Source organism: methanotrophic endosymbiont of Bathymodiolus puteoserpentis (Logatchev), assembly GCF_900128525.1.
Taxonomy (GTDB): Bacteria; Pseudomonadota; Gammaproteobacteria; order Methylococcales; family Methylomonadaceae; genus Methyloprofundus.
In genome coordinates this window covers 19,889-34,406 of the sequence record NZ_FQTQ01000051.1, presented here as the reverse complement: position 1 = coordinate 34,406, position 14,518 = coordinate 19,889, and the positions used below count along the sequence as shown (strand labels likewise).

The following is a 14,518-nucleotide window of genomic DNA, read 5'->3' as shown; positions in this document are numbered from 1 at the left end:
GTTGCAGCGTCTTCATCACGGCGCTCAGACAGCATGAAATCAAGCGTATCACCTTGACTATCAACGGCTCGGTATAAATAGACCCACTTCCCCTTCACTTTGATATACGTTTCATCCATGCGCCAAGATCTATTTGTGTTTCGTTTCTGAGAGTGAGCTTTTGCTGCAATGGCTGGCGCATAACGGATAACCCAACGATTGAGCGTAGCATGATCAACATTAACCCCTCTTTCTTCCATGATCTCTTCAAGGTCGCGATACGAAACGCCATACCTGACATAAAAGAAAACCGCATAAAGAATAACGTCTTTGGGAAAGTGTGTCCCTTTAAAGCTGATCATGATTTTATTTTATGTACATTGGGAAATAAGGGGGAATTATCTCAGAATTTACCCAGGAATGCGACAGAACCCTTTATGTACACTTTTAGGAAAAGCCGGCATACGCTCAACATACATAATAAATTTATCTTCTATATCATTTATCATTGGCGTGCTTCTATCCTATAAAAAGTTAAGGTAAGCAACACTTAATGCGCTTCATCCCAATTTATACCAACCCCTATATCAACCACTAAAGGTACATCTAGGTTTGTTGCCTCACTCATTAATTGCCTAATATTAGAGCTATACTCATCAACCTTCGCTTCCGCTATTTCAAACACTAATTCATCGTGCACTTGCATAATCATTTTAATGTCAGGCTGGTCATCTTGTATCCACTTATCGGTTGCGATCATTGCCAGCTTAATAATATCTGCAGCCGTGCCTTGCATCGGTGCATTAATCGCTGTTCTTTCGGCATATTGTCGTCTAGCTGCATTTTTAGAATGGATCTCCGGTAAATATAAGCGCCGCCCTAATAAAGTTTCAACATAACCCTGCTGTTTCGCTAATTCACGAGTATCATCCATATACTGTTTAACACGTGGGTAACGAGCAAAATATAAATCAATATATTCTTGTGCTTGTTTACGTCCCACCCCTAATTGCTTTGCTAAACCAAAAGAAGACATGCCATAAATTAAACCAAAATTAATAGCTTTAGCAGAACGACGCAGATCAGTTGTGACTTGCTCAAGATTAATATCAAAAACATCGGCAGCCGTTGCTTTATGAATATCCTCCCCTTTAGCAAACGCATCTAACAAGCCTTCATCACCCGATAAATGTGCCATAATGCGCAATTCAATTTGTGAGTAATCAGCTGCAACAATTTTATAGCCCATAGGGGCAATAAACGCTTGACGAATCTTGCGACCTTCAGGGCTCCGCACGGGAATATTTTGTAAATTCGGATTCGATGATGATAAGCGCCCCGTTGCAGCAATGGCCTGATGGTACGAGGTATGCACACGCCCTGTTTTAGGACTGACCTGTAGCGGTAATTTATCCGTATAAGTCGATTTTAGCTTGCTCATACTACGATGTTTTAAAATTAGCTCTGGTAAAGGATACTCTTCCGCTAACTCCTGTAAAACGGATTCTGCCGTAGAAGGCTGGCCTTTGGGAGTTTTCTTTAAAACTGGCAGGTTTAATTTATCATATAAGATTTCTTGAATTTGTTTGGGTGAAGCAATATTAAAGCTTTGCCCCGCTATCTCGTGCGCTTGTTGCTCTATCGCCATAATATGATTAGCCAATTCCATGCTTTGCTGTGCCAACATATTACTATCAATTAAAACACCCGTACGCTCCATACGTGAGAGTACGCTTAACATCGGTATTTCTATATTTTCATACAAAGATACTAACTTTTTATGCTTAGCTAATTTAGGCGCTAAAACTTGGTGTAACGCTAGCGTAATATCTGCATCTTCTGCCGCATATTGTGTCGCCTGTTCGATTGGCACTTCAGCAAAACCAATTTGTTTCGCACCTTTGCCAGCCACATCTTCATAATGAATGGTACTACGGTTTAAGTATACTTTCGCTAAATCATCCATATTATGCTTAGTGCGCGTACTATCCACAACGTATGACTCGAGCATGGTATCTTGTGCTATACCACATAATTCAATCGCATAATTAGCCAAAACATTAGCATCATATTTTAAATTCTGACCGACCTTTTTATGCGTAGGGCTTTCTAATAAAGGCTTGAGTATCTGTAAAATCTCATCCCGAGATAATTGCTCAGGAACGCCAGGATAATCATGTGCTAAAGGCACATACGCAGCCTCACCCACAGTAACGGCAAACGACACGCCAACAATCTCTGCCTCCGTGTAATCAAGACTAGTCGTTTCCGTGTCAAAGGCAAATAATTCTGCAGATTTCAACTTATCTAGCCAGTCATTAAAGGCCTTCATGGTAACAATCATTTCATATTTAATACTTGGCTTAGAGCCTGTATCTTCTTCCATAATTGTGCGTGTTAAAGGCGTATGTGATACAAAAGAGGTGTTTTGCAAACTTTTTGACCAAGTATTAAAACCCAATAACTCCAGCTGCTCTTGCAATAATTGCTTATCTTCTGGGATGCAACGTAGATCGTCAATATGATACGGTAAATCCAAATCGCATTTAATCGTTGTTAATTGCTTCGATAAGGCTAGCTCATCAAGACTGGCGCGTAAATTCTCCCCCACTTTACCTTTAATCTCACCGGCATTAGCTATGAGGTTTTCTAAGGTTTGATACTGAGCCAACCATTTTGCAGCTGTTTTCGGGCCCACTTTTGCTACTCCGGGGATGTTGTCCGCACTATCGCCCATTAAAGCCAAATAATCAATAATCTGTTCTGGGCTGACACCAAATTTATCAATCACCCCCTGTACATCCATAACCGTATTAGACATGGTATTTTCTAACGTTACCTGGTCACTGACCAGTTGTGCCATGTCCTTATCACCTGTAGAAATAATCACCTGAAACCCTGCATCTACAGCTAAGTGAGTGAGCGCACCAATAACATCATCTGCCTCTACTCCTGTTTCCATAATTAAAGGTAATCCCATTGCCCGAATCAAGTCATGTAGAGGCTGAATCTGCACTCTTAAATCATCGGGCATAGGGGGGCGATGAGATTTATATTCACTATATAACTCATTCCTAAAAGAACCGCCAGGCGCATCAAATATAACTGCGAAATAATCAGTTTTATGATTGCTGATTAATCGGCGCAACATACTCGCCACACCAAAAATAGCGTTAGTTGGCATACCTTCAGCATTACTTAAGGGAGGAACAGCGTGATAAGCGCGAAATAAAAATGACGAACCATCAATTAACAGTAGTTTTTTTGACATAAGTAAGATAATTAAGAAACTGAAGTACTTTCAGAGGTGCCTTTCTCTTGCTGAGCTAAATATGAACCGCCCACGACAATGGCCATAAATAATACAAAAATCACCGATGTAATATACCTTACCTTTTTACTTGTTACATATACACTCATAATTTTGCCTGTCTATACCTTAAAATATAGATTATCGCTGATTTACCAGGCAACTAAAAGCAGCTAGGCAGATTAAGTTCAAAACCCACCTATTTAAAAAACCACAAAAAAAAGGGGCTAAAAGCCCCTTTTTCTAATTGAACCGCACCAAACATTACCTATGTTTAGCTTTGTATATGGCCATTAATGCAACTGGTTTTTTCTTTTTATTACTCTTATTTAACACATAAACAAGTGTTTCACCTTTTGGACCAGCACCAATATCTGTATAACGGAATGTCGCTTCACCTACTTTTATAAATGACTGTAAATCCGCCCATTCGCTAAATATATAAACACGGCCATCTTTAACAACCTCACCGTAAAAGCCCACGGGTATACCTTCAGCTTTGCCGTCATATAAATTAACTACACCGCTTTCCATTGGCTTTTTCTTATCTACTTTACGCAAACCAAAAACGACTGTTTCGCCTTTAGGACCCGCTGCTATGCGCGTAAAACGAAAAGTCGTTTCACCTAGCTCAAGAAAATCTTGGTACACTTTAAAGTCATCAAAGGCATAAATACGCCCATCCTGATACACCACATAATAATCATTTACATTGTAGGCGACTGCTGGCTTAGTAACTGGCACTACCGCCGTTTTTTCTACAGCTTGTTTAGTTACACATGAAGCTAACACTAAAGAAAGCATAACAACGACGAATGAGGTTTTTTTCACAATAACAGCTCCAAATAAAATTTCTAAATATATAATGACTATTGTAAGGTTAAGATTATGACAGGAATATGACGACAGGCAATTTAACTAATACTGGCTAAAACAATAAACAATATCAGTCCCATGCAAAAGGAGCTTAGTAGTAAAGGACGATATTTAACTATTTGCCAGGCCATAACGACAAAGAGAAATAACAGGCAAACCGATAATATAGCTGCATAAACCTTAAACGCTACCCCCCCCCTTAGCTTTATGTAATTGCACAAAAAAACGGTGCAACGTCGTCCTTTTTATCGTTAAGTTAGCCTCCAGCGAGTGTACGCGCGGCTCTAACAGTACATCAACCTCAGATCCCGTCCATTCAAAATAAAAAGAGTTCCCAGCCGTTTTTAATTTTGCCTGACCTGACGGCAGAGCAATAGAGCGCTGTGCTAACTCATTCATTACTTTTTCGGTCAGCCATTCTTTATTCCGCTGCATAGGTTGCTGCAGTTGTAAAATATAAGTATCACTCGAATACCCTCCTTTTACTCCCCATGTATAAAGTGCTCCGGTGATAAAAAACATAAGTGCAACGGGCAAAATAAAAGCAGCAATAATCATATGTGCTTTTATTAAAAAAATACGTTTTAAACTAAACATAATTAGCTCCTTTTAGCATTAAATAAATTATTTATACACCCTAGCACCAAAAATCGCCGAACCAACTCTAACGATAGTTGCCCCTTCCACTATTGCTGCGTTTAAATCTCCCGTCATACCAAAAGAAAAAGTGTCTAACTCTGGTTTATTAAGTGCCTTTACTGCCTGGTATAATTGTCGGTAAGGCATTCTTTGTAGAGCAAAATCAGTTTCTGGCTGAGGAATAGCCATTACACCACGTAATTTAATATTTGGTAAAAAACTAATTCTCTTAATAGCTTCAGGCAACTCAGCCAAAGAAAACCCCGATTTAGTCACTTCATTGCTAATATTAACTTGGATACAAATATTTAATGGAGACATACGAGCGGGGCGCTGTTCACTGAGACGTTGAGCAATTTTTAAGCGATCAACACTATGCACCCAAGCAAAATGTTCGGCAATAGCTCGTGTTTTATTCGACTGAATCGGACCAATAAAGTGCCATGTAATCTGATAGTTAGCTAATTCTTTTTGTTTTAGTAATGCTTCTTGCAAATAACTTTCACCAAAATGACGTTGCCCTGCTTGATAAGCTCGTATCAAGTCGATACACGGTTTAGTTTTGCTAACCGCTAACAACGCCACTGAATCGCTTTTACGTTGCGCTTGCAGTTCAGCCGAGTGAATTTGATGAAGAATGGAAGATAATTTCTTAGCTATTAGGGTCATTACTTAATGATTTACGATAAAATTAGTTAGCATTATTAGACACTACTCCTTTAAAAAATTAAAGACATAAGCTATGGTATAAGTAATCTCTTTTCTTTATATTATCCCCTGCCCGCTAGGAGCCTTTATGGATATTTCTGAATTACTCGCGTTTTCTGTTAAAAACAAAGCCTCAGATTTACATCTATCTGCTGGCCTACCGCCTATGATTCGTGTCGATGGTGATATTCGTCGGGTTAATATCGATGCCTTTGATCACAAAGAAGTACATGCTTTAATTTACGATATAATGAATGATAAGCAACGTCGTGATTATGAAGAATTTTTTGAAACTGATTTCTCTTTTGCCTTACCTGGTTTAGCTCGTTTTCGTGTCAATGCTTTTAATCAAGAGCGTGGCGCTGCGGCTGTTTTCAGAACTATTCCTTCCGATATTTTATCCCTCGAAGACTTAAATGCCCCTAGATTTTTTTCTGAACTAACTGAAAAATCACGTGGCTTAGTTCTCGTGACCGGTCCAACAGGTTCTGGTAAATCAACCACTCTTGCGGCAATGATCGACCATATTAACCAAAACCGCTACGAACATATTCTAACCGTTGAAGACCCGATAGAATTTGTCCACAACAGCCAGAAGTCTCTTATCAACCAGCGTGAAGTTCATCGAGATACACAAAGCTTTAACAATGCATTGCGCTCAGCTTTACGAGAAGATCCAGACATTATTATGGTTGGTGAGATGCGTGATTTAGAAACTATTCGTCTTGCTTTAACGGCAGCTGAGACGGGGCATTTAGTGTTTGGTACCTTACATACTACGTCAGCTGCAAAAACTATTGACCGTGTTATTGACGTATTTCCAGCCGCCGAAAAAGATATGATTCGCTCTATGCTTTCTGAGTCTTTGCAAGCGGTCATTTCACAAACTTTACTTAAGAAAGTTGGTGGTGGACGTATTGCCGCTCATGAAATTATGGTCGGGACACCTGCTATTCGTAACTTAATTCGTGAAGCAAAAGTGGCACAAATGTATTCTGCGATTCAGACAGGCCGCCGTGATGGTATGCAAACATTAGACCAAAACCTTAAAGAGCTAGTAGATGCTAGAAAAATCACATCTAAAGCTGCGCAAGGTAAAGCGGTTAGTAAAGACCTTTTCCGTTAATTAAACTCAAAGAGAGCCACATGGATTTCGACAAACTACTGGAACTAATGTGTAAGGAAAAAGCATCAGACTTATTCATTACCGCTGGCCGCCCCCCTACTTTAAAAATTAATGGAACTCTGACGGATGTATCTAAAACGGCATTAACAGAGGAGCAAGCCTTAAAAGTAGTTAAAAGCATTATGACCCAGCGTCAGCGCGATGACTTTGATAATACTAAAGAATGTAATTTCGCTATTAGTCGCAAAGGCTTAGGACGCTTCAGAGTTAGCGCCTTTACCCAAAGAGATGCGGCGGGGATGGTTCTCAGGCGCATTGAAACCAATATACCCGATTCTGATAGCCTACACCTACCCACTATTCTTAAAGAAGTGGTCATGGAGAAGCGCGGCTTAGTTTTATTTGTTGGTGCAACAGGCACAGGTAAATCCACCTCACTTGCCTCTTTAATTAAATATCGTAACGAACATAGCACAGGGCATATTATTACCATTGAAGACCCTATTGAGTTTGTCCATCCACATTTAGGCTGTATTATTACGCAACGAGAAGTCGGCATGGATACCGAATCTTATGAAGTCGCACTAAAAAACACTTTACGCCAAGCCCCCGATGTTATTCTTATCGGCGAAATTCGCACTCGTGAAACAATGCAGCACGCCCTTGCTTTCGCTGAAACTGGGCATTTATGCCTTGCAACGTTGCATGCTAATAATGCAAATCAAGCCATCGACCGTATCCTGCATTTCTTCCCAGAAGATATGCATCGACAAGTTTTTATGGATTTATCACTTAATTTAAAAGGCATTATTGCTCAGCAATTAGTTTCCAGAATCGATGGAAAAGGCCGCTACCCAGTAATGGAGATTTTACTAGGCACACCTTTAGTCTCTGACTTAATTCGTAAAGGCGATGTACATAAACTCAAAGAACTAATGCAAAGCTCGCGCGAACTAGGCATGCACACCTTTGATCAAGCTTTATTTGATTTATACTCCGAAGGAAAAATCAGCTATGATGATGCTATTAATTCTGCTGACTCTAAAAATGAAGTTCGCTTAATGATTAAGCTAGGCTCACCTACTGACTTTTCTGACTCTGATGAAGATATTAGTTTAGCCAGTCTTGATAACGAGCAAGGCGGCCATCACACTATTAATCGTTAAGTTAACTTTGACCCGTAAATCCAATTTTTCGCCAAGCTTCGTATAAGGTTACAGCAACCGTATTAGATAAATTCAAACTTCGACTTGCTGGTAACATTGGCAACCGAACTCGCTGCTCGTCCGCTAAACTAGCCAAAATACTATCGGGCAAGCCCCTTGTTTCAGGGCCAAACAACAAAGCATCGCCCTCCTGAAATGGCACTTCAGAATAACAGCGCCTACCTTTCGTCGTTAATGCATAAATCTTATGATAGTTTTCATTCTCTAAAAAATCATTAATACCTGCATGCACTTTTATTTCAGCCCATTCATGGTAGTCTAAACCTGCTCTACGCAGCTTTTTATCATCCAGCTCAAAACCTAAAGGCTGCACTAAATGTAACCTAGCTCCGGTATTCGCGCATAGACGAATAATATTTCCTGTATTTGCAGGTATTTCAGGTTCAAAAAGTACAATATTAAACATATTTTATTTAGCCATGAAAAAAGGGGGAAGCCTAACAGGCTCCCTCCCCTAACATCTAAAGACGCACAGTTAGGCTGCTTATTTATTTACTAATGGCAACTGGCTCTAAATTCCAGATTTCATCACTATAATTTTTAATCGTACGGTCAGTAGAAAATTTGCCACTGTTTGCAGTATTAATAATGCTCATACGAGTCCAGAGATCTTTATCTTGATAAGCCGCTTCAACTCGCTTTTGTGCATTAACAAAGCTACGGAAATCTGCAATCGTCATCCATGGATCTCCTGAACTTTTAATTGAGTTAATAACATCATCAAAGATGCCAGGCTCAAACTGATTAAAATGACCACATTCAAGTAAGTTCATTACTCTCTGTAAATCCTCATCCTGGTTAATCATATTGACAGGATCATAATGATGCCGTAAGTCTTCAACTTCATCCTCTGTTAAACCAAACAAGAAAAAATTATCATCACCGACTTCTTCGCGAATTTCTATATTAGCCCCATCCAGAGTACCAATAGTCAAAGCACCGTTCATCATAAACTTCATATTACCAGTACCTGATGCCTCTTTACCCGCTGTAGAAATTTGCTCTGACAAATCAGCGCCAGGACAAATTTTTTCCATTGCTGAAACGCGATAATTAGGCATGAAAACTAGCTTTAATTTCTCGCCTACATCAGGGTCATTATTAATGACATCAGAAATATTATTAATCAATTTAATAATACGCTTTGCCATATAGTAGCCAGGTGCTGCCTTACCACCAATTAAAACACAACGATCTGTCCAATTTTCAGTATCACCACGCTTAATACGGTCATACAAATGAATAACATGTAAGACATTCAATAATTGACGCTTATACTCATGAAAACGCTTAACTTGTACATCAAATAAAGCATTTACATTCAGGTCTATATCAAACTCTGTTTTTTTGTAATCAATCAATCGTTGTTTGGCATTTTGTTGCAATTCATACCATTTCTTACAAAACTTTTTATCATTAACAAAGTTTTCTAATTTTTTTAATTCTGATAAATCGGTAATCCATTTATCACCAATCATTTCAGTAATAAATTTAGCTAATTCAGGGTTACATGCTGCAAGCCATCTTCGCGGTGTAACACCATTAGTTTTATTATTAAATTTATCTGGCCATAAATCATAGAAGTCTTTAAATAATCCCTCTTGCAATAGCTTTGAATGCAATTCAGCCACACCATTAACTGAAAAGCTACCAACAATAGCAAGATAAGCCATTCTCACTTTCTTCTCGCTACCTTCTTCAATTAATGACATACGCGCCAAACGCTCATTATCGCCTGGCCAATGTAAAGCAACTTCGGCAAGGAAATGCGCATTTATTTCATAAATAATTTCCATGAGGCGCGGCAACAATCGCTCAAATAAACTCACCGACCATTTCTCAAGCGCTTCAGGCAATAAAGTATGATTCGTATAAGCCATTGTTTGACGCGTAATTTCCCACGCTTTAGCCCACTTTAATCCATGCGTATCCATTAGAATACGCATTAATTCGGCAACAGCAACACTTGGGTGTGTATCATTTAATTGAAAGCAATTTTTCTCTGCAAAATGAGTAAAGTTATTACCATGCCGCCCAACCCAGTTAGCAACAATATCCTGCAAACTTGCTGATGCTAGTAAATACTGCTGCTGCAAACGTAACGACTTACCATTTTCATTAGCATCATTAGGATAAAGCACCATACTGATGTTTTCTGCGGTATTTTTTGCCGCTACTGACTCAGCATAATCACCCGCATTAAATTCTTCTAAATTAAACTCTTCTGTGGCAGTTGCTTTCCATAGGCGCAGAGTATTGACCGTACCATTTTGATAACCCGGTATCGGTGTATCATAAGGTACTGCAAGAATATCGGTAGTATCAACCCAAGACCTGCGCTTAACCCCCCGCTCGTTCACAGATTGTTCAACACGACCACCAAATTTAATACGGTGGGTATATTCAGGGCGCTCTATTTCCCATACATTGCCATTTTTTAACCAGTGATCAGGACGCTCAACTTGCTCCCCATTGACAATAACTTGGCTAAACATACCATACTCATAGCGTAGGCCATAGCCAGTCACAGGTAATTGTAATGTTGCACAGCTATCAATAAAACAGGCCGCCAAACGGCCCAAGCCACCATTGCCTAACCCAGCATCTGGCTCACTTTCAATTAATTCTTCAATCTCTAACCCTAGGTCATACATTGCCTCAGCCACTGCACCTGTTATACCTAAATTAAGCATAGCATTACTTAAAGTTCGCCCCATTAAAAACTCCATGGACAAATAATAAGCTTTCTTACAATCAGATTCCCTATAAGTATTATAAGTATTTTTCCAACGCTCTACTAAGCGATCACTAACTGCCAAGGAAAGAGCTTCATAAGCATAATGCGGGGAACGACAATGCTCATCACGACCTAATCGATAACTGTAATAACGTTTAAAATCAGTAATAAAATCTTCTTTCTCTAGCCCTAAACTGGGTAGATCAGTAATGCTCTCGCATGGCTTACTTTTAGTAAAAGTATTCTGTGGCATAATATTCCAGAGTTAAATTTAATAATTATTTTAGACCTGAATAGCTTACGATTATTATAACAAGCAGCTTAGATCTTATGGATAGGTAAACTTTTAAGCTAATTAAAAAACCAAATCACCGAAATGCTAGACTTGCTTAAAGGAGCTTAGCCCTCGGTGCTTGAGAAGCAAAATTCAATAATACCCGAAAGCACTGCTAGCCCTCGGAGGACTTGCAGTGCTTCATGATCTAAAGTTTCGGGTTTTATTAAATATGCATTCCTTAGCTAGTTTGTATAGCAAATTAACTATTTTCTTTTCAGCATTGCATACAACTTATCTTTTAAGGTTAGTCGTTTTAGCTTTAAGCCTTCGACCACTTCATTAGCCGGCGTTTCAATATTCTGCTGTATACGAACTAACTCATGCACTAATTCATCATATTCATCAAATAAACGCTTAAAATAATTATCATTCATTTTTAACTCATGAATTCTGTCATTGTATTCCGGAAATTCGTGGTGCAAATCGTGCAACTCTCCAAACATACTATACCTCCTAAATTTTAGGCTTCATGCGATCAAAAATATTACTTTAACAAGGAAAATAATAGTTTAATATTCTATAGCTAAGCTACCATACCAACCTAGCCCCTTACATAAACGCTAATTTAGTATCATAGGGCTCACTTAAGTCTTTAACTTACTTTACAACTTCCCATGACACTGCTTATACTTCAAGCCTGAACCACAAGGGCATGGCTCGTTACGGCCCACTTTTTTATCTTCACGGACAAAAGGCGCCTCTCTTTCATTTGAGTTTGGATCATCCTGCGGTGGCTGAATTGTTTCGTCAGTAGGTTCTAAAGTACTATCTGCATCTGGATGTTCAAAATGCATTTCTTGCGGCTCTTGGCGTTGTTCATCAATCGCTTCAACATCCTCAGGATCAGTAACTTTAACTTTAGAAATAATACCAATAACTTCATGTTTAATTTGATCTAATAGAGCCGTAAACATATCAAATGCTTCACGTTTATATTCTTGTTTTGGATCTTTTTGTGCATAACCTCTAAAGTGAATCCCTTGCCGTAAACTATCCATCGCGGCTAAATGCTCTTTCCAGCTATTATCTAATACTTGTAGCATGACAGATTTTTCGAAATGGCGCATCACGTCAGGAGAGGCCATCTCTTCTTTAGCTTTATAAGCTTGCGCAACAAGCTCTATAATTGCATCTCTCAATGATTCTTCATGCAAACTTGCATCATCTTCAAGCATTTGAGCTACTGGAATAGTGACATCAAACTCATCTTGTAAATGTGCTTCTAAGCCACTTATATTCCATTGCTCCTCCATAGTTTTCGCAGGAATATACTTAGTAATAACATCACTAATTACATCAACTCGAATTGCTTCAATAATATCACTGATATCATCAGAAGCCATTAATTCATCACGCTGCTTATAGATAACTTTACGCTGATCATTAGCAACATCATCATACGCAAGAATCTCTTTACGCATATCAAAGTTTCTTCCCTCAACTTTTTTCTGGGCATTTTCTATAGAGCGCGTCACCCAAGGATGCTCAATTGCCTCACCTTCATCCATGCCTAATTTTTTCATTAAACCAGCGACTCGATCAGAAGCAAAAATTCGCATCAAATCATCTTCTAACGATAAATAAAACCGAGTAGAGCCGACATCTCCTTGCCTTCCTGAACGTCCGCGCAGTTGATTATCAATTCGACGAGACTCATGCCTTTCTGAGCCAATAACATGCAATCCTCCGCTCTGCAACACACGCTCATGCAAATCAAGCCACTTACCTTTAACTTTATCAATTTCTGCCTGAGATGGACTGTCGCCTAATGCAGCAATTTGCGCGTCCATATTTCCGCCTAACACAATATCCGTCCCACGCCCTGCCATGTTAGTCGCTATAGTAACCGCCGCTGGCATGCCTGCTTGCTCAATAATATGAGCTTCACGCTCATGTTGTTTCGCATTTAAGACTTCATGCTTAATCTTAGACTGATTTAAAATACTCGAGATTAATTCAGAATTTTCCACCGACGTTGTACCAACTAAAACAGGTTGCCCTCGTTTAACACAGTCTTTGATATCTTCAGTGATTGCCAAATATTTTTCTTTTGCCGTTAAATAGACTAAATCCCCTTTATCCAGTCTAGTCATAGGCCGATGTGTTGGAATAACGACCACTTCAAGTCCATAAATTTTATTTAACTCAAATGACTCAGTGTCAGCCGTCCCCGTCATTCCAGACAATTTTTCATATAAACGAAAATAATTCTGAAAAGTGATGGATGCTAATGTTTGATTTTCACTTTGTATTTTTGTGCCTTCTTTAGCTTCCATTGCTTGATGCAAGCCCTCAGACCACCTGCGCCCAGGCATTATCCGGCCAGTAAACTCATCCACAATAATGACTTCATTATTTTGTACAATATAATCAACATCCCGATGAAATAAAACATGCGCTCTTAATGAAGCATTTAAGTAGTGCATCAACCTTATATTAGCAGGCTCATACAAACTAGCGCCTTCCTCCAATAAGCCATGCTCGACCAACAAAGACTCTATATGCTCATGTCCAGATTCAGTTAAATGTAACTGCTTAGATTTTTCATCTACTGTAAAGTCACCAGGCCCTGTTTCTTCACCTTCTTTTTCACCCTCTTTTCTTTCTACTTTAGTCAGTAGCGGAACGATTTCATTAGTTTTTAAATATATTTCGGTACTATCATCCGTTGGTCCAGAAATAATCAAAGGCGTTCTTGCCTCATCAATTAAAATTGAATCAACCTCATCCACTATGGCAAAATGTAAGCCTCGCTGCACTTTTTGCTCAATACTAAATGCCATATTATCGCGCAAATAATCGAAACCAAATTCATTATTAGTTCCATAAGTAATATCTGCAGCATAAGCTTTCTTACGCTCATTATGATCTAAGTCACTAATAATTACCCCGGTCGTCAAACCAAGAAAATTATATAACTGTCCCATCCACTCGGCATCTCGCGCAGCTAAGTAATCATTAACCGTAACAACATGCACACCTTTGCTAGGAAGGGCGTTTAAATAGGCTGCTAACGTAGCCATTAAGGTCTTACCCTCTCCTGTTTTCATCTCAGCAATTCGACCGTCGTTTAACACCATGCCACCAATCAATTGCACATCAAAATGACGCATACTGAAAACACGCGACGACGCTTCACGTACAGTTGCAAAAGCTTCAGGTATGAGGCTTTCAAGCTTTTCACCTTGCTTTAACCGTTCTCTAAACTCTTGTGTTTTTGCCTGTAATGCTGCATCAGTTAATTGCCCATACTCTTCGGCCAACTTATTAACAAGCTTTACTATTTTGCTTTTCTTCTTAACTAACCGATCATTACGGCTGCCTACAACAAATTTAACGAGCTTACCCAGCATCCTTCTTTCCCAATGTGAAATTCTTAATTAGACTTTATATCAAACTTTTATTATATCCTGTTTACTTACTATCTAACATACCATTAATCTCTTTATAGCAATATAAAGTACCTCTTTATGCGTCCAAAACCTAATATTCAACCATTATAGCGATAAATTTTAGGCATAAAAAAACCCCTGCTACTTACGTAACAGGGGTTTTCGCTTTATTTAATTCCTACTTAGTA

At 39.0% G+C, this 14,518-nt stretch carries 12 protein-coding genes; 2 read left to right on the top strand and 10 right to left on the bottom strand.

Annotated elements, in window-relative coordinates:
- The 6 genes from BQ7314_RS03315 to BQ7314_RS03290 form a co-directional block, all read right to left on the bottom strand.
- Positions 1 to 341 (bottom strand): IS6 family transposase (locus BQ7314_RS03315; RefSeq protein WP_174482289.1); only part of this gene is annotated, 341 nt, incomplete at its 3' end.
- 188 nt (positions 342 to 529) lie between these two features.
- Complete coding sequence (gene polA, locus BQ7314_RS03310; protein ID WP_174482288.1) at positions 530 to 3,250, bottom strand: DNA polymerase I; 2,721 nt, start codon at positions 3,248 to 3,250, stop codon at positions 530 to 532.
- Between the two features lie 11 nt (positions 3,251 to 3,261).
- Positions 3,262 to 3,399 (bottom strand): hypothetical protein, encoded by a 138-nt coding sequence (locus BQ7314_RS03305; RefSeq protein ID WP_174482287.1) that lies wholly within the window; start codon positions 3,397 to 3,399, stop codon positions 3,262 to 3,264.
- A gap of 154 nt (positions 3,400 to 3,553) precedes the next feature.
- Positions 3,554 to 4,120: a hypothetical protein gene (locus BQ7314_RS03300; protein ID WP_174482286.1), complete on the bottom strand. Its 567-nt coding sequence runs from the start codon at positions 4,118 to 4,120 to the stop codon at positions 3,554 to 3,556.
- Positions 4,121 to 4,345: 225 nt separating this feature from the next.
- A complete protein-coding gene (locus tag BQ7314_RS03295; RefSeq protein ID WP_174482285.1) occupies positions 4,346 to 4,762 on the bottom strand; it encodes a hypothetical protein in 417 nt (138 codons plus the stop codon).
- 27 nt (positions 4,763 to 4,789) lie between these two features.
- On the bottom strand, positions 4,790 to 5,473 hold the full coding sequence (locus BQ7314_RS03290) for a YggS family pyridoxal phosphate-dependent enzyme (protein ID WP_174482284.1): 684 nt from the start codon (positions 5,471 to 5,473) through the stop codon (positions 4,790 to 4,792).
- A gap of 127 nt (positions 5,474 to 5,600) precedes the next feature.
- Between BQ7314_RS03290 and BQ7314_RS03285 the strand changes: the two genes are divergently transcribed.
- Together BQ7314_RS03285 and BQ7314_RS03280 are read left to right on the top strand one after the other, a co-directional pair.
- Positions 5,601 to 6,638, top strand: a complete 1,038-nt coding sequence (locus tag BQ7314_RS03285) for a type IV pilus twitching motility protein PilT (protein WP_174482283.1) — start codon at positions 5,601 to 5,603, stop codon at positions 6,636 to 6,638.
- A gap of 20 nt (positions 6,639 to 6,658) precedes the next feature.
- Complete coding sequence (locus BQ7314_RS03280; protein ID WP_174482282.1) at positions 6,659 to 7,804, top strand: PilT/PilU family type 4a pilus ATPase; 1,146 nt, start codon at positions 6,659 to 6,661, stop codon at positions 7,802 to 7,804.
- A 1-nt stretch (position 7,805) separates the two neighbouring features.
- Here BQ7314_RS03280 and trmL read toward each other — a convergent pair whose 3' ends face one another.
- From trmL to secA, 4 genes are all read right to left on the bottom strand, one after another.
- Positions 7,806 to 8,270: a tRNA (uridine(34)/cytosine(34)/5-carboxymethylaminomethyluridine(34)-2'-O)-methyltransferase TrmL gene (gene trmL / locus BQ7314_RS03275; protein WP_174482281.1), complete on the bottom strand. Its 465-nt coding sequence runs from the start codon at positions 8,268 to 8,270 to the stop codon at positions 7,806 to 7,808.
- Between the two features lie 82 nt (positions 8,271 to 8,352).
- Positions 8,353 to 10,854: a glycogen/starch/alpha-glucan phosphorylase gene (locus BQ7314_RS03270; protein ID WP_174482280.1), complete on the bottom strand. Its 2,502-nt coding sequence runs from the start codon at positions 10,852 to 10,854 to the stop codon at positions 8,353 to 8,355.
- A 287-nt stretch (positions 10,855 to 11,141) separates the two neighbouring features.
- A complete protein-coding gene (locus tag BQ7314_RS03265; protein ID WP_174482279.1) occupies positions 11,142 to 11,381 on the bottom strand; it encodes an HP1242/YdcH family protein in 240 nt (79 codons plus the stop codon).
- 159 nt (positions 11,382 to 11,540) lie between these two features.
- Complete coding sequence (gene secA / locus BQ7314_RS03260; protein ID WP_174482278.1) at positions 11,541 to 14,291, bottom strand: preprotein translocase subunit SecA; 2,751 nt, start codon at positions 14,289 to 14,291, stop codon at positions 11,541 to 11,543.
- Positions 14,292 to 14,518 lie beyond the last annotated feature (227 nt).